The organism is Nitrosospira sp. Nsp1, assembly GCF_900100985.1.
In the GTDB taxonomy this organism is placed as follows: domain Bacteria; phylum Pseudomonadota; class Gammaproteobacteria; order Burkholderiales; family Nitrosomonadaceae; genus Nitrosospira.
On sequence record NZ_FMUF01000012.1, the window covers coordinates 41,312 to 64,200 of the forward strand.

26 protein-coding genes are annotated in these 22,889 nt (G+C 52.9%); 13 read left to right on the top strand and 13 right to left on the bottom strand.

Going from position 1 to position 22,889, the window contains the following annotated elements:
* Nucleotides 1–14: 14 nt before the first annotated feature.
* Both BLP78_RS09120 and gpmA read right to left on the bottom strand, forming a co-directional pair.
* Complete coding sequence (locus BLP78_RS09120; RefSeq protein ID WP_256330188.1) at nucleotides 15–1,253, bottom strand: murein hydrolase activator EnvC family protein; 1,239 nt, start codon at nucleotides 1,251–1,253, stop codon at nucleotides 15–17.
* A 119-nt stretch (nucleotides 1,254–1,372) separates the two neighbouring features.
* Nucleotides 1,373–2,122, bottom strand: coding sequence for a 2,3-diphosphoglycerate-dependent phosphoglycerate mutase (gpmA, locus tag BLP78_RS09125; protein WP_090458594.1), 750 nt, complete (start codon nucleotides 2,120–2,122; stop codon nucleotides 1,373–1,375).
* Nucleotides 2,123–2,435: 313 nt separating this feature from the next.
* Here gpmA and BLP78_RS09130 point away from each other — a divergent pair, with 313 nt between their 5' ends.
* From BLP78_RS09130 to BLP78_RS09150, 5 genes are all read left to right on the top strand, one after another.
* Nucleotides 2,436–2,852, top strand: a complete 417-nt coding sequence (locus BLP78_RS09130; RefSeq protein WP_176752828.1) for a rhodanese-like domain-containing protein — start codon at nucleotides 2,436–2,438, stop codon at nucleotides 2,850–2,852.
* 10 nt (nucleotides 2,853–2,862) lie between these two features.
* Nucleotides 2,863–3,120, top strand: coding sequence for a glutaredoxin 3 (grxC, locus tag BLP78_RS09135; protein WP_025041995.1), 258 nt, complete (start codon nucleotides 2,863–2,865; stop codon nucleotides 3,118–3,120).
* A gap of 246 nt (nucleotides 3,121–3,366) precedes the next feature.
* Nucleotides 3,367–3,858: a protein-export chaperone SecB gene (secB, locus tag BLP78_RS09140; RefSeq protein WP_090458595.1), complete on the top strand. Its 492-nt coding sequence runs from the start codon at nucleotides 3,367–3,369 to the stop codon at nucleotides 3,856–3,858.
* 2 nt (nucleotides 3,859–3,860) lie between these two features.
* The gene (locus BLP78_RS09145) at nucleotides 3,861–4,346 is read left to right on the top strand and encodes an SH3 domain-containing protein (protein WP_090458597.1); all 486 of its coding nucleotides are present in this window, start codon (nucleotides 3,861–3,863) and stop codon (nucleotides 4,344–4,346) included.
* Entirely contained in the window at nucleotides 4,343–5,344 is a 1,002-nt protein-coding gene (locus BLP78_RS09150) for an NAD(P)H-dependent glycerol-3-phosphate dehydrogenase (RefSeq protein ID WP_090458598.1), read from the top strand. Before BLP78_RS09145 ends, BLP78_RS09150 begins: the two co-directional genes overlap by 4 nt.
* A gap of 45 nt (nucleotides 5,345–5,389) precedes the next feature.
* Here the strand turns inward: BLP78_RS09150 and trmL are convergent, their stop codons facing one another.
* Together trmL and BLP78_RS09160 are read right to left on the bottom strand one after the other, a co-directional pair.
* Nucleotides 5,390–5,854: a tRNA (uridine(34)/cytosine(34)/5-carboxymethylaminomethyluridine(34)-2'-O)-methyltransferase TrmL gene (gene trmL, locus BLP78_RS09155; protein ID WP_090458600.1), complete on the bottom strand. Its 465-nt coding sequence runs from the start codon at nucleotides 5,852–5,854 to the stop codon at nucleotides 5,390–5,392.
* A gap of 13 nt (nucleotides 5,855–5,867) precedes the next feature.
* Nucleotides 5,868–6,578 (bottom strand): ComF family protein, encoded by a 711-nt coding sequence (locus BLP78_RS09160; protein WP_256330189.1) that lies wholly within the window; start codon nucleotides 6,576–6,578, stop codon nucleotides 5,868–5,870.
* Between the two features lie 163 nt (nucleotides 6,579–6,741).
* On the opposite strand from BLP78_RS09160, the gene bioB reads away from it, so the two are divergent.
* The 5 genes from bioB to bioD are packed head-to-tail and all read left to right on the top strand — an operon-like array spanning nucleotide 6,742 to nucleotide 11,440.
* On the top strand, nucleotides 6,742–7,764 hold the full coding sequence (bioB, locus tag BLP78_RS09165; RefSeq protein ID WP_090458602.1) for a biotin synthase BioB: 1,023 nt from the start codon (nucleotides 6,742–6,744) through the stop codon (nucleotides 7,762–7,764).
* 58 nt (nucleotides 7,765–7,822) lie between these two features.
* Entirely contained in the window at nucleotides 7,823–8,992 is a 1,170-nt protein-coding gene (gene bioF, locus BLP78_RS09170; protein ID WP_090458603.1) for an 8-amino-7-oxononanoate synthase, read from the top strand.
* Nucleotides 8,993–9,047: 55 nt separating this feature from the next.
* Nucleotides 9,048–9,854, top strand: coding sequence for a pimeloyl-ACP methyl ester esterase BioH (bioH, locus tag BLP78_RS09175; protein ID WP_090458605.1), 807 nt, complete (start codon nucleotides 9,048–9,050; stop codon nucleotides 9,852–9,854).
* A 7-nt stretch (nucleotides 9,855–9,861) separates the two neighbouring features.
* Nucleotides 9,862–10,752, top strand: a complete 891-nt coding sequence (gene bioC / locus BLP78_RS09180) for a malonyl-ACP O-methyltransferase BioC (protein WP_090458606.1) — start codon at nucleotides 9,862–9,864, stop codon at nucleotides 10,750–10,752.
* 13 nt (nucleotides 10,753–10,765) lie between these two features.
* Nucleotides 10,766–11,440 carry a dethiobiotin synthase gene (bioD, locus tag BLP78_RS09185; RefSeq protein ID WP_090458608.1) on the top strand — a complete coding sequence of 225 codons (675 nt, stop codon included), beginning with the start codon at nucleotides 10,766–10,768 and terminating at the stop codon, nucleotides 11,438–11,440.
* Nucleotides 11,441–11,478: 38 nt separating this feature from the next.
* Here bioD and BLP78_RS09190 read toward each other — a convergent pair whose 3' ends face one another.
* Nucleotides 11,479–11,889 (bottom strand): phage holin family protein, encoded by a 411-nt coding sequence (locus BLP78_RS09190; RefSeq protein ID WP_090458609.1) that lies wholly within the window; start codon nucleotides 11,887–11,889, stop codon nucleotides 11,479–11,481.
* A gap of 22 nt (nucleotides 11,890–11,911) precedes the next feature.
* Here BLP78_RS09190 and BLP78_RS09195 point away from each other — a divergent pair, with 22 nt between their 5' ends.
* The 3 genes from BLP78_RS09195 (at nucleotide 11,912) to BLP78_RS09205 (ending at nucleotide 15,975) form a co-directional block, all read left to right on the top strand.
* Entirely contained in the window at nucleotides 11,912–12,127 is a 216-nt protein-coding gene (locus BLP78_RS09195; RefSeq protein ID WP_090458611.1) for a hypothetical protein, read from the top strand.
* Between the two features lie 539 nt (nucleotides 12,128–12,666).
* A complete protein-coding gene (locus BLP78_RS09200) occupies nucleotides 12,667–14,922 on the top strand; it encodes an EAL domain-containing response regulator (protein ID WP_090458613.1) in 2,256 nt (751 codons plus the stop codon).
* 285 nt (nucleotides 14,923–15,207) lie between these two features.
* A complete protein-coding gene (locus tag BLP78_RS09205) occupies nucleotides 15,208–15,975 on the top strand; it encodes an MBL fold metallo-hydrolase (protein WP_090458675.1) in 768 nt (255 codons plus the stop codon).
* Between the two features lie 124 nt (nucleotides 15,976–16,099).
* On the opposite strand, the gene BLP78_RS09210 is transcribed toward BLP78_RS09205, so the two are convergent.
* From BLP78_RS09210 to cysB, 8 genes are all read right to left on the bottom strand, one after another.
* Complete coding sequence (locus tag BLP78_RS09210; protein ID WP_090458614.1) at nucleotides 16,100–16,507, bottom strand: hypothetical protein; 408 nt, start codon at nucleotides 16,505–16,507, stop codon at nucleotides 16,100–16,102.
* 191 nt (nucleotides 16,508–16,698) lie between these two features.
* Nucleotides 16,699–16,986, bottom strand: a complete 288-nt coding sequence (locus tag BLP78_RS09215) for a hypothetical protein (RefSeq protein ID WP_090458616.1) — start codon at nucleotides 16,984–16,986, stop codon at nucleotides 16,699–16,701.
* Nucleotides 16,987–17,171: 185 nt separating this feature from the next.
* Nucleotides 17,172–17,393, bottom strand: a complete 222-nt coding sequence (locus tag BLP78_RS09220; protein ID WP_090458617.1) for a hypothetical protein — start codon at nucleotides 17,391–17,393, stop codon at nucleotides 17,172–17,174.
* 162 nt (nucleotides 17,394–17,555) lie between these two features.
* Entirely contained in the window at nucleotides 17,556–17,822 is a 267-nt protein-coding gene (locus BLP78_RS09225) for a hypothetical protein (RefSeq protein WP_025041977.1), read from the bottom strand.
* A gap of 311 nt (nucleotides 17,823–18,133) precedes the next feature.
* Entirely contained in the window at nucleotides 18,134–19,276 is a 1,143-nt protein-coding gene (locus tag BLP78_RS09230) for a cupin domain-containing protein (RefSeq protein ID WP_090458619.1), read from the bottom strand.
* A 13-nt stretch (nucleotides 19,277–19,289) separates the two neighbouring features.
* Nucleotides 19,290–19,433, bottom strand: a complete 144-nt coding sequence (locus BLP78_RS15580) for a hypothetical protein (protein ID WP_176752829.1) — start codon at nucleotides 19,431–19,433, stop codon at nucleotides 19,290–19,292.
* Nucleotides 19,430–21,241 carry a DNA mismatch repair endonuclease MutL gene (gene mutL / locus BLP78_RS09235; RefSeq protein ID WP_090458620.1) on the bottom strand — a complete coding sequence of 604 codons (1,812 nt, stop codon included), beginning with the start codon at nucleotides 21,239–21,241 and terminating at the stop codon, nucleotides 19,430–19,432. The genes BLP78_RS15580 and mutL overlap by 4 nt, the downstream gene beginning before the upstream one ends.
* Before the next feature lie 453 nt (nucleotides 21,242–21,694).
* Nucleotides 21,695–22,621 (bottom strand): HTH-type transcriptional regulator CysB, encoded by a 927-nt coding sequence (gene cysB, locus BLP78_RS09245; RefSeq protein ID WP_090458623.1) that lies wholly within the window; start codon nucleotides 22,619–22,621, stop codon nucleotides 21,695–21,697.
* Nucleotides 22,622–22,889: the final 268 nt, after the last annotated feature.

Consider the following 22,889-nt stretch of genomic DNA (forward strand, 5'->3'; position numbering starts at 1 on the left):
CGCAGTGTCGTCACTCATTTTATTCTGACCCAGTTCAAAGGGTCAAACGGTTTGCCTTGATGGCGCAATTCAAAGTATAAACCGGATTCGGGGTTACCACCGCTGTTTCCCACCGTAGCGATCGTATCTCCTCCGCGAACGGAATCCCCTACCTTTTTATGCACGGTTTCGTTATTGCCGTAGAGGCTCATGTAGCTGCCGCCGTGATCTACAATCATCAGATTGCCGAATCCTCTCAGCCAGTCGGCAAATACGACGCGCCCACCGGCAATGGCTTTCACCTCTCCACCCATAGCCGAACGGATGAATAATCCTTTCCACGTAATACCCCCATCAGCACGTGGACTACCGAAGCGGTTCGCAAGTTCCCCGCGTACCGGCAAACTTAAGCGGCCTTTCAACGACGAGAACGGGTTTCCGTGTGTAGAAGCGTCGGGTAATCTTTCGTTGCTAAGGGAACTGGAACCGGAACCGCGCGGGGAGCTCTGTTTTTTTCGCGCGAGCATTTTAGCGATTTTGTCTACCAGACGGGCGAGGCGATCTTCGTCGCGCTTGAGCTTGCTGATTTCAAGCCGCTGCTGATCGGCCTGAAGCGAAATCTGTGCGAGCAGTTCTGCGCGCTCGGCTTTTTTTTTCTCAAGGTGTTTTTTATGCTCGGCCTGCTTAGCCTGGATCGCGGTTATTTCCACGGTTTTTTCGCGGCTTTGGCTGGCGAGCGTATCAAGCCGTTGGAGATTTGCGCGGAGCGCATCTATTTCCTCCATGCGTGCGCGGGAGAGATAGCCGTAGTAATGCAGATCACGGGCAATTTCATTAGGGTCATGCTGATTGAGCAAGAGGCCCAGATACTCTTTTTTACTACCCCCATCCAGATATTGCCGATAAAGCAATTTGCCCAATTGCAACTGTTGCGCCTGGATATCCCCCGCGACCAGCCCGGACTGCGCTTTTAATTGGCTTAGTTTTCCATTGGCTTCATGTTGCTCCCGCGCAAGCGTCATCAACTTGCGATTGGCGGCGCTGATTGCCTGCTCCGCTTCACGCAGTGCACCGGCCGCACCTGATTTCGACTCCTCCGTATCCGCCAGTTCTTCCTGTAAGCTTTCAATTCGGCTGCGCAGTTGCTTCAGCTCTTCCTTTTCGACTCTGGGAGCTGCATGGAGCGAATGCGGCAGTATCAGTGCCCCAGCCAGAATCAGCTTGCAAATCACACTCAACCGTATATTGATGCCGCGCAGGAATGAAATTTTCAAACGTATCTTACCGAAGAAACCATACGCCACGGGAGCGATACAGATTTACCTTGGGAAACTGTCAAGCTACGATGAAGACTATCGTACGTACAAATGAAATGGATGAGTAGAACTCATGGCTAAGGTGATATTTTTCCCTGATTTGCTACAACCTGCATTGCTTGTTCGATCGCTGCCTGATCGCCGAGATAATAGCTTCGGATAGGTTTCAGATCTTCCTCAAGCTCGTACACCAGCGGAACGCCGGTAGGGATGTTGAGTTCCATGACATCCTGCTCGGAAAGATTGTCGAGATACATGACCAGCGCCCGTAGCGAATTGCCATGAGCGGCGATGAGTATGCGCTGACCGGACTGGACCTGGGGTGCGATGGTTTCGTTCCAGTAGGGGAGAAACCTTGCGACGGTATCCTGCAGGCATTCTGTCAGCGGAATGTCTTCTCTCTCCAAATTACGATAGCGGGGATCGAAGCCGGGGTAGCGTTCATCCTCCGGGGTGAGCGCGGGTGGCCGGACGTTGTAGCTGCGCCGCCAGATCTGCACCTGCTCCTCGCCATACTTGAGCGCCGTCTCAAGTTTGTTCAAGCCTTGCAGTGCGCCGTAATGACGCTCGTTCAACCGCCACGTCAAGTTAACGGGAATCCACATCTGATCCAGTTCGTCCAGCACGATCCACAAGGTGCGAATCGAACGTTTCAATACCGAAGTATACGCAATATCGAACGTAAATCCGCCTTCCCGCAGCAAGCGTCCGGAATTTTGAGCTTCTTCCACACCTTTTGGAGACAAGTCCACATCGGTCCAGCCAGTGAACCGGTTCTCTTTATTCCACGTGCTTTCTCCATGCCGCAGGAGAATGAGTTTTTTCATATTTGTTTATAGAAAGGATGAGATTTTCCGCAAAGCGGTTTGAAATGCTATAGTATTTTAATGTATTTCGGGCACGGCCGCAGCATGGGAGAGGGGTTCAAGCCTGAATACCTTGAATGCCAGTGGTTTTCCAGGACGAGATAAACTGCCACCCTGTACCCTATTTACCAATGCGTTGCGCCCATACCTTGATCGTCCTGCCGGCCTCTGCGCCGAGCAGTCATGGGAGCGTACACTTCTTTATTCACGGAACAAGAGAATTCCTCAATGTTCCCGTCTCTGATAAAATCCACGGTCAAGTATATCAAGGAGTATGGACGTGTCATTCTTGCAAAACAATATTGCACTTATCGTGGCTGCTCTTGCAAGCGGCGGCATGCTGTTGTGGCCAATTCTGACGCGCCGCTCCGGCGGCGAGGTGGAGACGCTGGTAGCGGTTCAAATGATCAATTACAAGGACGGGCTGGCGTTGGACGTGCGCGAAGGTAGTGAATACGAAGCGGGCCATTTACCCAATTCAAAGCATATTCCTTCGGATAAACTTGAGCAGCGCCTCTCGGAGCTTGAAAAATTCAAGGACAAGCCGATTGTATTGATACATCGCACCGGGACGAATTCGTCGGGCAAATCTCGTTCTATCCTGCGCAGCAATGGTTTTACGCACGTATATAACCTTACGGGCGGCATCGATGCATGGCGGCAGGCAAACTTACCGGTAGTAAAAAAATAAAGGGGAGCCAATGACGAGGGTAGTCATGTATTCCACGGCTTTTTGTCCGTACTGCATAATGGCGGAGCGAATGTTGCGTGCCCGAGGGGTGACGGAAATAGAAAAAATTCGTATCGATCAGGACCCTGCACGGCGTGCCGAGATGATGGAAAAAACGGGACGCCGTACCGTCCCGCAAATTTACATAGGCGACACTCATGTAGGTGGATACGATGACCTCGCGAAGCTTGACCGCACTGATGGGTTGGTAAAGCTTCTTGCAGCCTGAGTGGCGCGATAGAAAAATAAAGTGAACTGAGCCTTGGTAAAGTGAGCGTCCGAGCCCCGGTCAATTCAATTGGTTGAACGCATTCTCGCGGGATTCTCGGCCGAGGCAAATTTCTGTCATGCGCGGTTGAATCCGAGGCCGGCTCAAGGTTCTTGAATCTGTATCCCTGCGGCGAGCATGCCTTACGCTAACAGATATTTTCGATTATTTTTTTGATTATCCTTTTGATTATCCCATGGACTCCATATGAGCGACCCGCAGCAGCCGGTTTTCAGCATTGAAAAAATCTACGTCAGGGACTTGTCCCTCGAGATACCTAACGCGCCACGGATTTTTCTTGATCGCGAAACGCCCGAGGTCAACATTCAATTGCATACCAAGAGTGAGCGCATCGATGAAGGTATGTATGAAGTATTGCTGACGATAACCGCCACCGCGAAAGTCAAAGAGAAGACGATGTTTCTGGTGGAGGTGCAGCAAGCGGGCATTTTTCAGATTCGCCATGTGCCCGAAGGTGAAATGGACGCCGTGCTGGGCATTGCGTGTCCTAATATTCTTTTCCCTTACTTGCGTGAAGTGGTTTCCGACATTGTTACCCGTGCCGGATTTCACGCCGTGATTCTAAGCCCCGTCAATTTTGAAGCGCTTTACTATCAGGGTAAACAGCAGGCCGAGCAGAACTCGGCAACGGCAGAGAAGGTGGAAAAGGCGGAAGAAACACAAAAAATAACGCATTAGATATGAAATATGCGTGTGCCGGATTATTGAGAATGGTCCTGCTGAAGCGGGTTCTGGCGCAACTATGCATTGTCGTGCTGGCATTTCCGGCATCCGCCATTGCGGCGTTTGAGTTTTTCTCGATAAACGATGATGCTGTCATCATGTACGACGCACCCTCACTCAAGGCCGTCAAGCTATACGCTGCCAGCCGTGATCTGCCGGTAGAGGCCGTGGTGAAAGTCGAAGGCTGGGTCAAGATTCGCGATAGCGAAGGTACCCTTGCCTGGGTAGAAGCAAAAGCATTGAGCGAAAAACGCCATGTCATCGTTACTGTCCCCCTCGCAGAGGTGTATCAGGCTGCGAATGCGAGTTCACCGCTTGTATTCCAGGCACAGCAAGGCGTTATCATGGAATGGCTCGAGTCGGCAGCCAACGGTTGGGTCAGGGTGCGCCATCGCGATGGCCAGAACGGTTACGTCAGAGCAAACCAGGTCTGGGGTTCATGAGAATAGCCGTTTTGGGCGCGGGCGCCTGGGGAACCTCCCTGGCGATCAGTCTCAGTACGAATTCCAACTCCGCTCACCAAGTGACTCTATGGTCCAGGGATCCGCAGCATGTTGCCGAGCTTGCTTCCGAGCGTGTCAACAGACGTTATTTCCCCGCTTTTTCCTTGCCCGATTCTCTGCGGTTGACGTCAGCTCTCGATGTAGCCGTTGAAGCGGCGGAACTCGCCCTGATCGTCGTTCCGGTTTCCGGGCTGCGCGGGACGCTACGTGGAATCGCCGCCTGTGGAAAGCCCGTGCCGGTCGTATGGGGGTGCAAGGGATTCGAGGCCCGATCCGCAAAGCTTCCTCATCAGGTTGCGGAGGAAGAATACGGTGGTATAGCGCCGTGCGGCGTATTGTCAGGTCCCAGTTTTGCGCAGGAAGTCGCGCAGAGGCTTCCCGCCGCCTTGACTTTGGCATCTCATGATGTGGAGTTTTCACGGCGGATCGCGGCCCAATTGCACACCGCGAGGTTGCGCGTTTATTCATGCAGCGATATCGTTGGCGTGGAAACGGGTGGGGCAGTCAAGAACGTGATATCGATTGCCGCAGGAATCTGCGACGGCCTCGCCCTTGGCTACAATGCCCGGGCAGCGTTGATTACGCGAGGTCTGGCGGAGATTGCCCGCCTGGGCCTGAAACTCGGCGGTCGCATGGAAACGTTTATGGGGTTGACCGGCCTGGGTGACCTGATCCTGACCTGCACCGGCGATCTGTCGCGCAACCGGCGAGTGGGCCTCGCGCTTGCAGCGGGCCGCCCGTTACCGGCAATACTGCGGGAATTAGGACATACTGCCGAGGGAGTTCATACAGCGGGGGAAGTATTGCGGCTCAGTCAGGAATTGAAAATTGAGATGCCGATCACGAAAGCGGTATGCAGCATACTTCATGATGGCGTGCCGGCAAGAGAGGCGGTGGAAGCGCTGCTCAACCGCGAGCCGAAGACCGAAAATTATTGAGCCGGCAAGGGTTGGCGGAAGCCCTCCCCCTCCTTGACCCAGGTTTTATTTGGCTTTCTCGAAACCCATCTGGCGCCAGACTTCATAGACGACTATCGCAACCGTATTGGACAAATTGAGACTGCGGCTGCCGGACATCATGGGAACGCGGATGCGGTGTCGTTCGGGGAAGCTCTCCAGTATTTCAGCCGGCAGTCCGCGGCTCTCCGCACCGAAAAGAAATGCATCTCCGCTCTCAAACGAAGCCAGGTCATAGCGCTGTTTTCCCTTGGTAGAGGCAGCAAAAAAGCGGCGGCCCTGCAGTTGCTCCGCGCACGCTTTCCAGCTTGCATGAACCGTTATGCTGGCAAACTCATGGTAGTCCAGTCCGGCGCGCAATAACTGCTTATCTTCCAGGGTAAAGCCCAGGGGCTGGATGAGATGCAGCTTCGAACCTGTATTGGCGCACAGCCGGATAATATTGCCGGTGTTGGGCGGGATTTCGGGCTGGTACAGGATTACGTCGATCATTCCGGTTCGGGAATCATGAAATTTTATCGTGGCTGGAAAGCGTTCTTGCCACCACCCATCCACTGACATGCGCAGCCCCGCTCTTGCGCAGTGCTTTTGCCAGTTCATTCAATGTGGCGCCGGTAGTCATGACATCGTCCAGCATGGCAACGTGCTTGCCTCTGAGATCAGCCTCGCATGAGAATGCGTTACGAATATTTTTTTCACGTTCTTTCCATGGCAGCCCGGTCTGGGAGGGCGTATCTTTGATGCGTCGGCAGATACCTGGCAGTAACGCAACGCCCAATTTTCTCGATACGCCCCGTGCAATTTCGAGTGCCTGATTGAAGCCTCTCTCGCGCAATCTGGCGGGATGCAGCGGCATCGGTACGATGAAATCCGGTAGTGCATCAGGATCAATCCGCGCTGTCAGCAAATCGGCCAGCACGGAAGCCATGGCAAGGTTCGCCTGGTATTTTAGCGAATGTAAAAGTGCATCCACCGGAAAAGCATAACTCATCGCCGCCACGCTATGGTCGAATGCCGGCGGATTCGCGAGGCAGGCACCGCAAATACGAGATTCCATCAAGGGTAATGCACATACGACACAATGCTGGGGTGGCGAATGAGGCAAACTGTCCCGGCAAGATGCACAAAAGTCGCCCAAGTCGCCCTTGGCGCTGGCGCCGCAAAGCAGGCAATTATTCTGGAATAACGTCTGCACAATATTTAATCTATTGTCCAAAAATTTGTATCAAGAAATTGACAAGAATGCCGCAATCCGTAATGATACAGGTCATTCTGAATGATGGGAGTGGTTCGGCGCTTGCCGGTGCTTCCGCTCCTTCGTTCATTGCTAAGTGGGTCGGACGATCGCTTACGAAAATATAACGTGATAAGGATGTGGTATGAGCCAGCTTACTTCCGACATAGCCGCTGATCTGGAACGATGCGGGAATAACACTGCTGGTAATTTCGTTGCCGGCACGGCAGCCGAATCCCCGCGATGGGATATTGCCCGGATCGAGGCATTGCTGGATTTACCTTTCAACGATTTGATTCATCGCGCTCAGTTGGTTCACCGTCAACATCACGATGCCAACGCGGTACAGCTCTCGACATTGATTTCGGTCAAGACTGGCGGTTGCCCCGAAGACTGCGGTTATTGCCCCCAGGCAGCGCGCTACCATACGGATGTCGAGAATCAGGAAATGCTGGGACTTGACGAGGTGGTGGCAACGGCAGCGGCGGCGAAAGCGCAGGGCGCGTCCCGCTTTTGCATGGGTGCCGCATGGCGCGGGCCCAAGCAGCGAGATATCGAGAAGATGACGGAAATGGTTAGCGCCGTCAAAGCACTGGGGCTTGAAACCTGTGCCACGCTGGGCATGCTGAAGCCGGGGCAGGCAGAGCAGCTCAGGCAAGCCGGACTGGATTACTATAACCATAACCTCGACACAGCGCCGGAATTCTATGGGGAAATCATCACAACCCGTCATTACGAAGACAGGCTGGACACTTTGCAGAAAGTCCGCGGTGCGGGCATAAATGTATGCTGTGGCGGTATCGTCGGCATGGGTGAATCGCGCCATGCCCGCGCTGGTCTGATCGCTCAACTGGCCAATCTCGATCCCTATCCGGAATCCGTTCCCATTAACCATCTGGTGCAAGTGGAAGGCACACCTCTCCATGGCACTGTGGCGCTCGATCCCCTGGAATTCGTGCGCACGATCGCGGCTGCGCGTATTACCATGCCTAAAGCAATGGTAAGGCTATCCGCCGGTAGACAGGAGATGTCGGATGCGGTGCAGGCGCTGTGCTTTCTTGCCGGCGCCAACTCGATTTTCTATGGCGACAAATTACTCACTACCGGCAACCCGGAAGCCGATCGCGACAAGGCGTTATTTGACAAACTGGGGCTGAGCGCGATATAGCGTTCCCCCATCCGCAAAACTGGCAGATCCCCGAACCCTTAGCTGCGAAGCCATCCAGATGCGCAACGACCTCGCTGAACACCTGCGCGAACAACTACGCAGCCGGGAGAGGGAGAAGCTGTACCGTCGCCGCCTGACGCTGGAGGGCCCGCAAAACACGCAGGTCGGCGTGGAGGGACGAGAATATCTCTCGTTTTGCAGCAATGATTACCTCGGCCTCGCCAATCACCCGCATTTGATTGCAGCGGTCTGCGAAGGGGCCCGGAAATATGGCGTCGGCGCAGGTGCTTCCCACCTGATCAGTGGGCATTTCTCGGCACACCAAGCGCTGGAGGAAGTGCTGGCGCGCTTCACGGGCTTCCCCCGGGCATTGCTGTTCTCCACCGGATATATGGCAAATGCAGGGGTGATCACAGCATTGGCGGGACGTGGCGATGCGATATTTGCCGACAAGCTCAATCATGCTTCGCTCAACGATGCCGCGTTGCTCTCTCGTGCGAAGTTTATCCGCTATCCGCACCTTGATATGGCTGTGCTGGAACGCCGACTCGCGGCATCTCAGGCAAAACTTAAGCTTGTGCTGACCGATGCGGTGTTCAGCATGGATGGAGATATTGCCCCGGTGGCCAGTCTGTTGGCGTTGTGCGAAAAATACAACGCCTGGTTGTTGCTCGACGACGCACACGGGTTTGGCGTGCTGGGTCCGCAGGGGAGGGGAGTGTCGGCACACTTCAATATCCGTTCGCCACGCATTATCTATATGGCGACTCTCGGCAAGGCGGCAGGCGTATCCGGCGCTTTCGTCGCCGCAGAAGCGGAGGTTGTCGAAACCCTGGTTCAGTATGCGCGAAGTTACATCTATACTACCGCGGCTCCTCCGTTATTGTCCCACGCCTTGCTCACCAGCCTGGAGTTGATCGAGCGGGAAGAGTGGCGGCGCGAGAACCTGGTGCAACTCACCGCAGCGCTCAAACGGGAAATGCAATCGTTACGCTGGAAACCATTGCCGTCGGATACTGCCATCCAGCCCCTGCTCATAGGCGAAAGCGAAACAGCCCTGCGGATCAGCGAGGCATTACGCGACAGAGGAATTCTGGTGCCGGCAATTCGTCCGCCTACCGTTCCGCAAGGCGCGGCCCGGCTGCGGATTTCATTGTCCGCTACGCACAATATGGAAGATGTTACACGGTTGGGGACAGCGCTAAGAGAACTGGATAGCGAGTCGTGAAGCACCGAATAACGATTCCCGATGGCCCTGGGTTCAATGGTGGATTCCATAACCGATGAATCTTCACATTGAATCTATCGGGTCGGGTCCCGATATCGTTCTGCTGCACGGATGGGCCATGCACAGCGGTATGTGGCGGGATGTATCCGATCATCTGGCACAGCATTTCCGTTTGCATCTGGTAGATTTGCCGGGGCACGGTTTCAGCCGGAACGCCAGTCCGGCTCGTGTATCGGCTTCGCAAAGTGATACGCTTGAAGGCATGGCTGAGATACTCGCGGATGTTTTGCCCGCAAGCTTTATTGTTTGCGGATGGTCGCTAGGCGGACAGGTAGCCATCGAACTTGCATTGCGAGCACCATTACGTGTCAGAAAACTTGCGTTGATTTCGACCACTCCCTGCTTTGTCAGACGTAAAGACTGGCAATGGGGGATGGAGGCCGCTACCTTGCAATTATTCACGGAAAATTTGAAGCGGGACTATTCCGTTACCATGAAAAGATTTCTGACGTTGCAGATCAGCGGTGGCGGCAGCGGTACAGCATCAGCATTGGCGCAGTTGCGCAAGAGCTTGTTCGAACGCGATAAACCGGATGACACTGCGTTGGAGGCGGGATTACAGATTCTGTTATCGAGCGATCTGCGTGACAGGATCAGGAATATCACGCAGCCGGTTTTACTTTTTCATGGCGAGAATGATGTCATCACACATCCTGACGCGGCGAGGTGGATGAACCGGCAGTTGCAAAATTCAGAACTGATCATGTTGCCAGGTTGCGGCCATGCGCCGTTTTTATCTTATCCCGAGCAATTTGTAGCCGGCATGCTTCGGCTGGCTTATCCGGTAGCCGGTACGCATTGAAAACCAAGTGAACTACGACCATACCATCGATAAGCGCCAGATGCGCAAGGCTTTTGGGCGGGCAGCGCCGCATTACGACCAGGCAGCGGTGTTGCAGCGTGAAATCTGCGATCGTATGCTGGCGCGTCTCGCATACATTAAATACAAGCCCGACGTCATCCTCGATGCCGGCAGCGGCACCGGCTACGGCACGCGCGAGTTGCTCATGCGTTATCCGGCGGCCCGCCAGCTGGCGATCGACATTGCGTCGGCAATGCATTTTCAGGCCCGACCCGCGGTACCCTGGTGGCGGCAATTGTTGGGAGCTGTTGGCGACAAGCGTGGGCATCAGGCCAGCTATATAGTGGGCGACATGGAGCAGATACCATTGGCGGATTCATGTGCAGGTCTCGTGTGGTCCAATTTGGCGCTGCAATGGTGCAATGACCTCAAACAGACATTTGCCGAGGTGCGTCGGGTCCTGCAAACCGGCGGCTTGTTCATGTTCAGCACTTTCGGGCCGGATACATTGAAAGAGTTGCGCCAGGCATTTCGCCACATCGATGATTACAGTCATGTCAATCGCTTCACGGACATGCACGATATCGGCGACATGCTGGTACATAACGGTTTCGCTACGCCGGTTATGGATATGGAATATATTACGCTTACCTATGATGACGTGGTCGGCGTCATGCGCGATCTCAAAGCCATCGGCGCCCACAATGTCACCCAGGGAAGGCGGCGGGGTTTAACCGGGAAAGACGCATGGCAAAAAGCGATAAGCCAGTACGAGACTCTGCGGAAAGAAGGAAAATTACCGGCGACCTTTGAAGTGATTTATGGCCATGCCTGGAAACCCCAGCCGCGGACAACCATCGTGACGCCTGAGCTCAGACGACAACTCGGCCTTGCATGAGCGGCGACTTCTTATGTCACGAGGTTATTTCATTACCGGTACCGGTACGGGTGTAGGCAAAACCCTGGTCAGTTGCGCATTGCTGCATGCTTTTGCGGAGCAGGGCCACACTGTTATAGGCATGAAGCCGGTAGCGGCGGGTTGCGAGAACGGTAAATGGATGGATGTGGAATTACTCGCAGCCGCAAGCAATGTGACCGCCCCGCGTGAGCAGATAAATCCTTATGCATTAATCCCGCCGATTGCACCGCATATCGCGGCGGCTCGGGCGGGCATCGAAATCGACATCGATATCATTTATCAGGCCTGCCTGGAACTGGGAAAAATTGCCGATGTAGTGATTGTCGAGGGCATCGGCGGTTTTCTCGTGCCGCTCAATGACCATCAAGACAGCGCTGACATGGCGAAAGCATTGGGTTTGCCGGTGATTCTGGTGGTAGGGATGCAACTTGGCTGCCTTAACCATGCGCTGCTGACCGCCCAGGCTGTGCGCGCGACCGGGTTGCCGCTCGCGGGATGGATCGCGAACCGGATCGATCCCCAGATGACCGTATTCGATGAGAATGTATCCGCCTTGAAGCAGCGGTTGGGTTGCCCACTTTTGGGCGTGCTGCCATTCGAGTCCAGTGCCGATGCCGAAAAATTGTCGGTGTTGTTGAACGTTGGCGGGATGGAGGCGGAAGCCTAGCAGCCTGCCACATACTCATCCACTCACCTTCCGCAGTCTCAGATCATTATGCCTTGAGGTACGGGGCCGGCGGGAACATTGAGCAGAGTATCTTCTGATGGGAAAATAAGCATACCTGCGAATAAGCTAATGATCGTTACCACGATGCTGGCAAAAAATGCCGTCCAAAAGCCGGAAATCTTGAACCCAGGAACGAGCGCCGATACCAGAAGCATCATGAGGGCATTGATGACCAGCAAAAAAAAACCAAATGTGATCAGCGTCAATGGAATCGTTAAAACGATGACGGCGGGTCTGATGACGGCATTGGCAAAACCTAGCAACAGCGCCGATATAAGCAGGGATTTTTTACTTGTAAACGAAATGCCGTGAAAGAGAAAGCTCGTTAGCCATAGCGAGATCGCAATTATTGCCCAGTGTGCCAGAAATACAGTTATGTTGTGCAGCATGGACCGGTCCGGAATTTATTCGATGGGTAGTATATCGTACGCTTTACTGGCGGATGAGGATGAGCGAGAGTCCGATATTCGCCTGGACGAGATTACAATTATTTTTTTTTCGGTTTATACTGATTTTCTTGCTATTCCAAACAGGGAAAAGGGTCTCCTCTTCTGGAAGGTTACCGGCCTGGACGGCCAACTTGCACGAGGACACCATCTTCACGTTAGCCTGGCTGCTTATCGGTAAATTTTACAATAGATATTCCCGTCCTCCTGCAAAAACCCTCTCATGCCCGGAAACAGTGCCTTTAAAAATTTGGCACGAATTCTGCTTATGTTCAATAGTACATCTTCTGGCTAAAGCCGGTTCCAATCCTGTCCATGTTCAATGTTTCTCAGCGAGTATCGTTGCTTACGATGAACAGGACTATGATGCGTTCGCGTAGCTGTTGCTCCGTACATGGGATCGGCGTTTAAGCGAATGAAACTTCCTGATGCGGACGAAGGGAAGACAGGTGACGAGCATAAACCGAATGATCAAACGTTAAGATGAGCCGAAGATGGGCAACCAATACGGATAAACCATTGTTAACCCGCATGTTTCATAAATTGACGCGCGCCCTTGCTGGTCTTTTGTTTCGTATGAAAATTTCGTTCAGTCGGGCGTATGAATAACTACGCCACTCTTTCACAAAATCTCCCTACAAAACAAAATCCTGCGCAATCATCACGCGAATTTATAAAACATCCGGGTTAATGGTTTTGACAAACATTAAGTAGAGCTCCATGACGACTTCTTCCGATATTCTCAATGCCAGCATCCTGATCGTCGACGACAGGAGAGTCAATGTCGAACTGATCCGTGCCATGCTCTCCGCCGCTGGCTACACTTCAGTGACTTCGACGGTGGATCCGCTCGAGGTTTGCGATCTTCATCGCGCTAATCGATATGATCTCATTCTGCTCGATTTGATGATGCCAAAAATGGATGGATTCCAGGTGATGGAAGGCCTGAGGTTGATAGAATCGGAAATGGAGCAGGACGCCGAATCCCGGCTTGAGTCCGGCGGCTGTCTCCCTGTTCTGGTGATCACCGCCCAGCCGGAGCAGAAGGAGCGTGCACTGCGCGCCGGTGCGAAAGGCTTTATCACCAAGCCTTTCGATCGGCTCAAGGTATTGACGCATATCCATGATGTTCTGGAAATAAAACTACTGCAGAAAGAGCTACAGCAATTTATTTCGGGTCTTGATGCCACGCTCAGCGAGCGGACCGCTTCCCAGAACGGAACGGAAGAGCTGTTCGATCAGCTTGCCGGCAACCTCCCTCAAATCTTCTGGATCTGGGACATCCATGATAAAACGTTTCGTTATGTTAATCCTGCATGGGAGAAGATGACCGGCCGGCGTATCGCGCGCTCCGACACACCGGAAAAATTTCTCGAGGCAGTCCATCCGGAAGACAGGCAACGAGTCATTCATGAAGCGGCTGCACTGCCGCACGGTGGAGTCGATCATGATTATCGGTTGCTCCTACCGGATAACACGATACGCTGGGTGCATTCCCGCACTTTTCCGATAAAGGATTCGAATGGGGTATATCGAGTCGTGGGGATGATGGAAGACATCACGCTTCGCAGGGAGGCGGGCCCCCGGCCACCGCAGCTTGCGCATTATGACGCCCTTACAAACCTCCCCAATCGTATTCTGTTTGATGAATCGCTTCAGAAGATCATCAAACAGGCGGAGATAAATCACCGCATCATCTCCCTGCTATTTATCGGTATCGATAACTTCAAAAATATAAACGACACATTGGGGCATGCGCTGGGAGACGAGTTGCTGCGCCAGTTCAGCCATCGTTTATCGGAGTGCCTGCGTATCACCGACATGGTAGCGCGGCTTGGCGGTGATGAGTTTGGCTGCATACTGGTTACTCCTGACGGTTCAGGGGATGCAGGCATGGTTGCGAGCAAGATCAGAGAAGTGTTACGCCAACCTTTTACATTGCAAGGTCATGAAATCACCGTAACAGCGAGCATCGGCATCAGCATTTATCCGTCAGATTCCGTGGACGCGGATACCCTCGTCAAAAATGGCGATGCCGCGATGTATCGGTCGAAAAGCGCGGGCAGGGATACCTATCGTTTCTTTACGGCAGAAATGAACGTACGGGCAATCGAGAAGCTGGAAAAGGAAAATGCACTGCGGGAGGCCCTCGACCGAAATGAATTCGTTTTGCATTATCAGCCGAAAGTCGAGCTTTCCATGGGGCGGATCACGGGGGTGGAAGCACTGATAAGATGGAAGCGGCCGGGGTATGGGTTCGTCGCGCCAGCGGAATTCATACCGGACCTCGAGCAAACCGGATTGATCAATCGGGTGGGTGCCTGGGTTATCGATAGCGCCTGTAGGCAGATCGCGGAATGGCGGCGCGCGGGGGCAGGGGAGATCCCGGTATCGGTCAACGTGTCCGGCAGGCAATTCCTGCAGAGCACACTCAACGAGGATGTTATTCGGGCGACGCAGGAGAATGATGTTCATCCGGAATTGCTCGAATTTGAATTACAAACAGAAAGAGCGCTGAGAGAGAACAGTATTGATTCTGATTTGCTGGAATTAGAGCTGACCGAGAGTTCGCTGATGATGCATGCCAGAAAAACAACCGGTATTCTCAAGAGATTGAAAATACTGGGAGTTCAGATTTCGATCGATGACTTCGGGACCGGTTATTCGAGTCTCGCCTATGTAAAACGATTCCCTATCGATGTGTTGAAAATCGACCGTTCCTTTATTATGGAAATTACTACAAATTCCGCGGACGCTGCAATCACAACCGCAATTATCGATATGGCCCACAGTCTTAATGTCAGGGTTGTAGCCGAGGGTGTGGAAACGGTTGAACAACTCGATTTCCTGCGTGAGCGTGGGTGCGACGAAATCCAGGGTTACTATTTTGCGCGGCCGCTACCCCCGGATAAAATATTCGAATTACTTTCAGGTAGTAACAGGCTTCTCAAGCCAGCGCAATCCATTAACGTATAATCCTTGATACGCACCTTGGCGAGATCGTCAAAGCTCAGCCATGGCGCTTGGTGAAAAATAAGCTGAATAATGAGCGCCAGCTGCCGGATTTAGAATAATGGATATCGGTTATTCAGTACTGTAACGTTTGCGCACGGCCTAGCGAATATTGCCTCCCATAGCAAGCGTCCAGAACCATTTCAACGAGAGCTGCATAAATTCCAGAGGTCGACCGCCATGCCGGAAGACCGTGGCATGCATGCCTCTGTATTGCATTTTTTCAAAACTTTTTCTTTCTCATCAAACATGCGATTTGCCTGTTTAGGTAGTGGTTCACGAGGTAACGGTCTTGTAGTCGAAGTAGCAAATACCCGGTTGCTGCTGGATTGCGGTTTTACACTGAAGGAAACCGTCATCCGGCTTATGCGGCTTGGCCTCGAGCCCGGCATGATCGATGGAATTGTCGTTACTCACGAGCACGATGACCATGTCAGTGGTGTAGCGCGGTTTGCCCGCAAATTTGGCACCCCGGTCTGGTTGACGCACGGCACCTTGCGCAGTACAAGGAAGGCGTTTGCGTTATTGCCAAGGGTTAATATCATAGAGGACTACCAGCGTTTCTCCATTGGAGATATCGAGGTCGAGCCTTATCCGGTTCCGCATGACGCTCAGGAACCCGCACAGTTCGTGTTTGGCGACGGTGCATTGCGGCTGGGCGTACTGACCGATACCGGGTGTTCGACGCCCCACATCGAGGCAATCTTGAGACACTGCCATGCGCTGGTGCTGGAATGCAATCACGACGCACAGATGCTCGCAAACGGCAATTATCCGCAAAGTCTCAAACGACGCGTAGGCGGGCGCCTCGGTCATCTCGAGAACGCTGCGTCAGCGAATCTTCTTGCAAGTCTTGACTGCAGTCGCCTTCAACACGTCATCGCGGCGCATTTGAGCCAAAAAAACAATACTCCGCTGCTTGCGCAAACCATGCTGAGCGGCGCCTTGAACTGTGAATTAGACTGGATTGGTGTCGCCGATCAGAGCGATGGCTTTAGCTGGCGCCAGCTGTTTTGAGTGATGCTTGAATCCGAATCCGGGATTTTTTCTTGTAGCGAGGGATTTCTGTAACAACCATAAAAAAACCGCCCCTTCTCAATCCGGAGGGCGGGTTTTTTTTACCGCATATATTACTTCAATGTCACTTCAGTGCATCCAGGACGCCTTTTTTCGCGTTTGAAGCCGTATCCGCTACAGCATTCGTTGCTTCTTCTGTCTTGGCGCCGGCTGCATTTTTAGCGGCATCTACTTTCTCGCTTAACGCATCCTTGGCGTCGCTTGCTGCGTTCTTGGTGGCATCAACGGCGCCCGCTATCTTTTCTTTTGCAGCATCGACTGTTTCACCCGCCGCATCTTTTGTAGAATCAATCGCAGTCTCTATTTCACTAGCAGCAGCGGAGTCGGATGCTTCCGGTTCTGCTGGCGCGGCTGGTTGCGATATGATTTTGCTGAAATTCTCTTTTTCCTGTTCGGGAAGTGCCTGGTTCGGCTTACCACAGGCAGTCATGGCGAGCGCCACCAGGGTAGCAGCGAGTAACGTGAGTCTCATTATCTAATTCTCCCTAAACAATGGGTTATAAAACTTGATTATGTAACGAAAGCGTTTAGCTCCCAAGCCGCAGGCAGGATACGAGTGCCGCAAATGGATGTGGAGATTGATGCTCAGGTTACTTGTTCAGTACGCTTTCTGATCAATAAAAAAGCCATCCTCAGGATGGCTTTTTTTGCCTGTGCACTTTATTAGTGAGCGGCCGGGATAGCGCTTTGACCTTCCTTTACGGGGTTGCCATTGCCATCAAGCGCGTGTCCGGGGAGAACGGCTTGACCTGAATATTCATCCTCGCCATCAGCGGCAGCAGCAGTGTGCTCGGCTGGCTTACCGGCAGCGGCACGTTCTTCATCCATCGTCGAGCCTTCTTCCGTTCTGGTTCCGTATGTGGTGGAATTTTCAGGCAGGGCTTGTTTTGGTCTGTCGCAGGCTGTGAGAGCAAGTGCCATCAAAGCAGCGGCAAGAAGTGATAGTTTCATTATCGGAGAGTCCTTAATAAAAATAGAAATAGGTTGTGACGGATCATATTATATAGCAAAAATACCCCCAAACAAGTCGAAATTTCCCTCAAGACTAGTGGTTGAGCTTGCTATCTGCTGGTTTGGACTGAGTCACTAGATATATGATCTATAAAACCTTGCTAAGAGTAGCCTTTATCAGTTTTTTACTTGGCAGGTTCTTCTTTTTTGACATTATCGCCACCCGCCGCACCGTGACTTCCAGCAGCCTCATCAGTCGAAGGTTTATCAAGGTCGTCAAAATTCGGCGCTGAGTCACGTTCAACCGAGGCGGAGGGAGGCGGCTTATCCATAGGATGTTTTTTGCCGTCACAAGCGGTCAGCGTCAATGCCGTTACGGCAGCAGCGAGGAGCAGGTATTTCATCATTAAGTCATCCTATAGTTTCAAAGAGAAACCGTAGTGTAACAAAAGCTTCGGGATCATTCAAACCCGGCCATAGGGATGTGAATTGATGGGCTTTCTGGATGCATTTCCCCATAAAAAATGCCGTCCCGAGGGACGGCATTATCAAATTCTGTCCATTACCGATTAGTCTACGGGTTTGCCGCTAACATCGGTCTCTTTAGGACTGGCGGGCGTATATCCCGAGTCAGCGGATTTTTTTGATTCGGTTTCAGCAGCGCCTTCTTTCTGTGCCGCATCAATTTCCGCATCGCTAAGTTGCCCTTCACGTTTATCCCAAAGGCTGGGTGGATATTGCCCCGGTTTTCCTTCCCCAGGGGTTTTCTCTCTCATTTGATCACATGCGCTAAAGGTCAGTGTTACCAAAGCGGCGGCGAGGAGCGAGTATTTCATTTTTTTAATCTCCTTTATAGGTTTAGACAAATAAATTATACGAGCGTTTCGGCCATTCAAATCTGAGAAACGACCATTTTAATAGCCACTATCTTAATAGCAGAATTCAGAAATGTTGTCTAGTCGTTGCATCTCACAGCCCCAAGAAATAGCGGCAAATCGTCGGTGGGCGAGCCTTACAGGCATTTGACGGAATGCTGACCGAAAGTTTTACCTCTCTACAGAGTGGTAAATTTTGATGGCCCGCACGACTCTCCCGGCAGTTACAAAATTTACAATCCGGGTAAGCTCGCCCGTCCCTCAGAAATGAATTATACCGCGTCCGCCGATACCTTTACTATTTCGACATAACCATCGAGGTACCACGGGTAAAGCAGGGAGAGAGCCTCATCGTCGAGTTCTTCCGACATTGGCAGCGCAAGGCGATCGGCTAATTTTCCAAGCACCCTGCATGCCGCGGCGCCTGCGGTATACGCGTCCCCATTCAAAAAAATATTCTTGCCTCTACACAACATTCGGCTTTTCAGGTTCAGTTGCAGCTTCCCTTCCTTAACCTGATACGCGAATTCCTGCTGAGCTACGGGATTCGACGGCGGCGTAAAAAAAACATGATGTTTGGGCTCGGTCAGGTAGATTCCAAGGAAACGTTCTATGTCGGTCGGGCCCCATGTGATCTTATTGAGCACTGCTCCCACTTGTTGCAACATATCCGGGCCGATGCGTCCCGGATGCGACTGGAAGCCAGGATTCGGGTCATGATAAATTCCCTCCTCAACTTCGGTGTGATCCTGCAGGTAAACGAGAAATTGAATAACGAGCTCCTGATAGGTTGGCGCCCGAAAGCCGATGGAATAGGTCATGCAATGACCTTTTGCGACCCCATGATGTGCATAGCCGGGGGGCAGATACAGCATATCGCCGGGTTCCAGCATCCATTCCTGTTCAGGTCTGAATTCCCGCAGGATTTTTAGCGGGGCATCCATCACCAGCCTTTTATCCTGCTGGGCTGAGATCTGCCAGTTTCTGCACCCCATACCCTGCAGCAAAAAGACATCGTAGGAATCGAAATGGGGCCCGACGCTTCCTTCCTCAGGGGCATAACTGACCATCAGATCATCGAGACGAGCGTGCGGGATGAAATTGAATTTCAGTAGCAATTCACGGGCTGACGGCAAGAAGTGGTTGATGTCCTGCACCAGCAGCGTCCAGTCTTTCGCCGGCAGACGTGAAAAAACGCGAGGTGTGAAAGGACCATGCCTGACCTCCCATTTACCCTTCTTCCGGGTTATCAGGCGCGACTGCGCATCGTCGTGGCAGGCGAGATTGATGAGGTCGTCTCGAGTCAGAAAACCCTGGAAATCCGGCAGGGCTCCGCGCACGAGCAAAGGTTTCTTTTGCCAGTAATCCCGGAGAAAATTTCCCACCGAAATATTCCCCAGCAGCTTGTTTTTCATTATTTGCCCAAGCTCATATGAGCTTCCCATAAAAAACGGCGTGGTCTTCCCGATCTTCTGCGCGCCCCATCCTGCCTTCGCCGGTAAATTCGGCAACCGGCGTTTCCAGCCAGGGCAATATGCAGGGGTGCCGTACCAGCGCCGGCATCAGGCTCATCTGCCGCGCATGAACATCTTATCGAGATCCGCAAGGCTTATTTCGAACCATGTGGGCCTGCCGTGATTGCATTGGCCGGCACGCTCGGTTGTTTCCATTTCACGCAGCAAGGCATTCATTTCCGTAACGGTCAATATGCGGTTGGCGCGAACTGCGCCGTGGCAAGCCATGGTGGAAAGAATTTCGTTACGCTTGCTGGTCAGTACCCGGCTGGCGCCGAATTCGCGGATTTCGGTCAATACGTCGCGTGCAAGTTTCACTACGTCGGCATCCTTGAGCGCGGCCGGTACCGACCGCACCACCAGCATGGTAGGCGAGAGTGCGGAGATTTCAAACCCAAGCTCTTGTAAAGTAGCGCTGTTTTCTTCAGCCGCGGCAACGTCCAGGCTATCCGAATGAAATATCGCCGGGATCAGCAAGGGCTGCATCGAGAGCGTATGGTTATCCAGTGCCGATTTTAGCTTCTCATACAGAATCCGCTCGTGCGCGGCATGCATATCCACGATGAGCAACCCCCGTTCATTCTGCGACAGAATGTAAATGCCGAGGAGTTGCCCCAATGCGAAACCCAATGGGGGAATGTCGCATTTCTCGGCACTGGCAATGGCTGCCGATGTATCCGCCGATTTCAGGTTGCGGCTATCGGCACCGAACAGGGCGGGATAAAAAGCTTGTGATTGAGCGATGCCTAAAGGTGGAGCAAGCGATATGGTATTTTGTCGCGAATAAGCTGAAAACGCGGCGGGTGCAGCGCCAGCACCGTTTTGGTCACCGCTTTCCTGCCGGCTTCCGCCTACGGAAAAAGTTGCTGCAGACGGGGGTTGCGGCGATGCCAGCGCTTTATCGATCGCATGAAAGACGAATTGATGCAGTGCGCGCGGGTCGCGGAACCTCACCTCGGTCTTGGTGGGATGCACATTCACATCCACGCCTTCGGCATTCATTTCGAGGAACAGGACAAAAGCCGGGTGTCGGTCCAGATGGAGAATATCCCGATAGGCTTCACGTAGCGCATGAGCGATCAATTTGTCGCGAACGAACCGCCCATTGACAAAAAAATACTGGGCATCTCGAGAAGACCGGGAATAGGCGGGTGATGCCGCAAGGCCCCAAAGACGCAAATCCGCCGCCTGCTCTTCTATAACTACCGAGGTCCGGCTGAATTCATTGCCCAGTATCGCCTCGATGCGAAGTCGTGCGTCCGCCACACGCAAGTGGTTGCGTACGGTGCCATTGTGTTGTAGCGAGAAAGCGATATCGGCGCGCGACAACGCAATGCGCTTGAATGCTTCCTCGCAGTGGGATAATTCAGTAGCTTCAGTCTTTAGAAATTTACGCCGGGCAGGGGTGTTGAAGTAGAGATCATGCATTTCTACCGTAGTACCGTGGGCAAGTGCGGCAGGTTCCGGTGTTGACAGGCGGCCCCCTTCGGTTTCTATCCGCCAGGCATGCTTTTCTTCCGCCCTGCGGCTTGCCAGCGTCAGCCGCGAAACGGCCGCGATACTTGCCAGCGCCTCGCCCCGAAAACCGAGGCTTGCTACTTTTTGTAAATCTTCCAGGGAGCCGATCTTGCTGGTGGCGTGTCGCGCAAGCGCAAGCGGCAGATCATCCTTGGAAATTCCTGTTCCATTGTCCGCTACCCGGATCAGCTTGATGCCACCCTGGAAAAGTTGCACAGTGACTTCGGTGGACCCCGCGTCCACGCTATTCTCCAGCATTTCCTTGAGTGCCGCGGCCGGGCGTTCCACTACCTCTCCGGCCGCAATCTGGCTGATGAGCAGGTCGGGTAGCGGTTTGATCGCATTCATAAGCAGATTCAACAAAAATTTGCTGCCATTATCCTAAATCCGGCAGTTGGACGAGGTGGAGTGAGCGGTTTTTGGGGTGCAGAGCAAGGCGCAAGGACGCGGAATGCGACCGCGCAGGGCGGAGCAGTGCCTTCCGCAGGAAGGTGCGACCCCTAAGCGGGATGCTGGTGCCTCCTTGCGTGTGCAACGCGATCGCGGCATCCCTACGCTGCCCGATCCCCGCTTCGCGGGGGTCCCTCGTGCGACGCTTCGAGGCGCCATTCCATTCCAAGGAGTTGCAACGCGGCGCTGTGCCGCAAAAATTGTTCAATCCACCTTGTAGCGAGCTCACCAAGAAGGTGAGGCTCACGGAATACGAAAATCCTTTTCTTTTCGATTATAGCGTTTAATCGGAAAATAAGCGGTCAACTGCCGGATTTAGGATTATATCGCCCGTTGGCGGCATCATCATGCTCACGAACGCTCTATCATCGCGGCCGTCACGGTGGCGCGATCAAGATGAGGGGAAAATATTTCAATAAAATCATAAACATATCCACGCAAATAACTATTGCGGCTTATGCCTATACGGGTCGTGCTGGGCTCGAAGAGATGGCTCGCGTCGATAGACCTCAGGTGCTTATCACGCTTGGGTTCAAACGCCATTTGCGCCAGGATGCCAATGCCCAATCCCAGTTCTACGTAAGTCTTGATGACATCCGCGTCTATCGCTGTCAGCACAACATTGGGAACCAACCCTTTTGCATCGAATGCCTGGTTGATTCTCGAGCGGCCGGTAAAAGCAAAATCGTAAGTAATAATCGGATATGCGGCGATGGCTTCCAGTGTCAACACCTTGAGTTTAAGCAGCGGATGCCTCGGCGGGACGACAATGCAGCGGTTCCATTGATAGCACGGCAGCATCACCAGTTCATTGAATAGCTCGATCGCTTCAGTGGCGATGGCGATGTCCGCTACGCCTGAACTGACCAATTCCGCAATCTGCGTCGGGTTGCCCTGGCGCAAAATTAATTTCACCTTGGGGTAGCGTAAGGTAAAATCCTTGATTGCAGAGGGAAGTGCGTACCGTGCCTGAGTGTGGGTTGTAGCAATAGTAAGAGAGCCGCTGGCTTCGTTAGCAAATTCCTGACCAACTTGTTTCAGGTTTTTTGCGTCTTTCAGCATTCTTTCGGCAATTTCCAGAATCGCTCGTCCCGGCGGCGTGGTTTCAACCACGCGCTTGCCGTTACGCACAAAAATGTCGACCCCCAGCTCGGTTTCCAGAAGACGGATCTGCTTGCTGATCCCGGGTTGCGAGGTATGCAGGGATTCCGCCGCTTTGGATAAATTCAGGCCGTGATTGGCGACTTCGCATAAATAGCGCAATTGTTGCAATTTCATATATTCGGTCTACATAAGATTTGGTTATGTTAATCTAACATAATATTCTTTCGCGATATATATGTTCCTGCTATTATGTCGCCCTCAAGACGCAATACGATGCAACATGACATCGATTGTGCTGCCAGGCAGGGCGTTCTGACAGGTCTGAAGGGCGGAAGCTAAGAAGAAGCAGCGAATTTTGGTTCACTCGGCTTGAGTATCACCTCGCCCGAAATCCAGGCGGAGTGCCGAATCAGTGGAGAGTCGGACCAATATGCTGCCGTGC

Bases quoted from the DNA above. Each gene is read 5' to 3' on its own strand.
- gpmA (WP_090458594.1), bottom strand. From the start codon at position 2,122: ATGAAAAAACTCATTCTCCTGCGGCATGGAGAAAGCACGTGGAATAAA.
- BLP78_RS09130 (WP_176752828.1), top strand. From the start codon at position 2,436: ATGGACGTGTCATTCTTGCAAAACAATATTGCACTTATCGTGGCTGCT.
- grxC (WP_025041995.1), top strand. From the start codon at position 2,863: ATGACGAGGGTAGTCATGTATTCCACGGCTTTTTGTCCGTACTGCATA.
- secB (WP_090458595.1), top strand. From the start codon at position 3,367: ATGAGCGACCCGCAGCAGCCGGTTTTCAGCATTGAAAAAATCTACGTC.
- BLP78_RS09145 (WP_090458597.1), top strand. From the start codon at position 3,861: ATGAAATATGCGTGTGCCGGATTATTGAGAATGGTCCTGCTGAAGCGG.
- BLP78_RS09150 (WP_090458598.1), top strand. From the start codon at position 4,343: ATGAGAATAGCCGTTTTGGGCGCGGGCGCCTGGGGAACCTCCCTGGCG.
- trmL (WP_090458600.1), bottom strand. From the start codon at position 5,854: ATGATCGACGTAATCCTGTACCAGCCCGAAATCCCGCCCAACACCGGC.
- bioB (WP_090458602.1), top strand. From the start codon at position 6,742: ATGAGCCAGCTTACTTCCGACATAGCCGCTGATCTGGAACGATGCGGG.
- bioF (WP_090458603.1), top strand. From the start codon at position 7,823: ATGCGCAACGACCTCGCTGAACACCTGCGCGAACAACTACGCAGCCGG.
- bioH (WP_090458605.1), top strand. From the start codon at position 9,048: ATGAATCTTCACATTGAATCTATCGGGTCGGGTCCCGATATCGTTCTG.
- bioD (WP_090458608.1), top strand. From the start codon at position 10,766: ATGTCACGAGGTTATTTCATTACCGGTACCGGTACGGGTGTAGGCAAA.
- BLP78_RS09190 (WP_090458609.1), bottom strand. From the start codon at position 11,889: ATGCTGCACAACATAACTGTATTTCTGGCACACTGGGCAATAATTGCG.
- BLP78_RS09195 (WP_090458611.1), top strand. From the start codon at position 11,912: ATGGGTAGTATATCGTACGCTTTACTGGCGGATGAGGATGAGCGAGAG.
- BLP78_RS09200 (WP_090458613.1), top strand. From the start codon at position 12,667: ATGACGACTTCTTCCGATATTCTCAATGCCAGCATCCTGATCGTCGAC.
- BLP78_RS09205 (WP_090458675.1), top strand. From the start codon at position 15,208: ATGCGATTTGCCTGTTTAGGTAGTGGTTCACGAGGTAACGGTCTTGTA.
- BLP78_RS09210 (WP_090458614.1), bottom strand. From the start codon at position 16,507: ATGAGACTCACGTTACTCGCTGCTACCCTGGTGGCGCTCGCCATGACT.
- BLP78_RS09215 (WP_090458616.1), bottom strand. From the start codon at position 16,986: ATGAAACTATCACTTCTTGCCGCTGCTTTGATGGCACTTGCTCTCACA.
- BLP78_RS09220 (WP_090458617.1), bottom strand. From the start codon at position 17,393: ATGATGAAATACCTGCTCCTCGCTGCTGCCGTAACGGCATTGACGCTG.
- BLP78_RS09225 (WP_025041977.1), bottom strand. From the start codon at position 17,822: ATGAAATACTCGCTCCTCGCCGCCGCTTTGGTAACACTGACCTTTAGC.
- BLP78_RS09230 (WP_090458619.1), bottom strand. From the start codon at position 19,276: ATGAAAAACAAGCTGCTGGGGAATATTTCGGTGGGAAATTTTCTCCGG.
- BLP78_RS15580 (WP_176752829.1), bottom strand. From the start codon at position 19,433: ATGAGCCTGATGCCGGCGCTGGTACGGCACCCCTGCATATTGCCCTGG.
- mutL (WP_090458620.1), bottom strand. From the start codon at position 21,241: ATGAATGCGATCAAACCGCTACCCGACCTGCTCATCAGCCAGATTGCG.
- cysB (WP_090458623.1), bottom strand. From the start codon at position 22,621: ATGAAATTGCAACAATTGCGCTATTTATGCGAAGTCGCCAATCACGGC.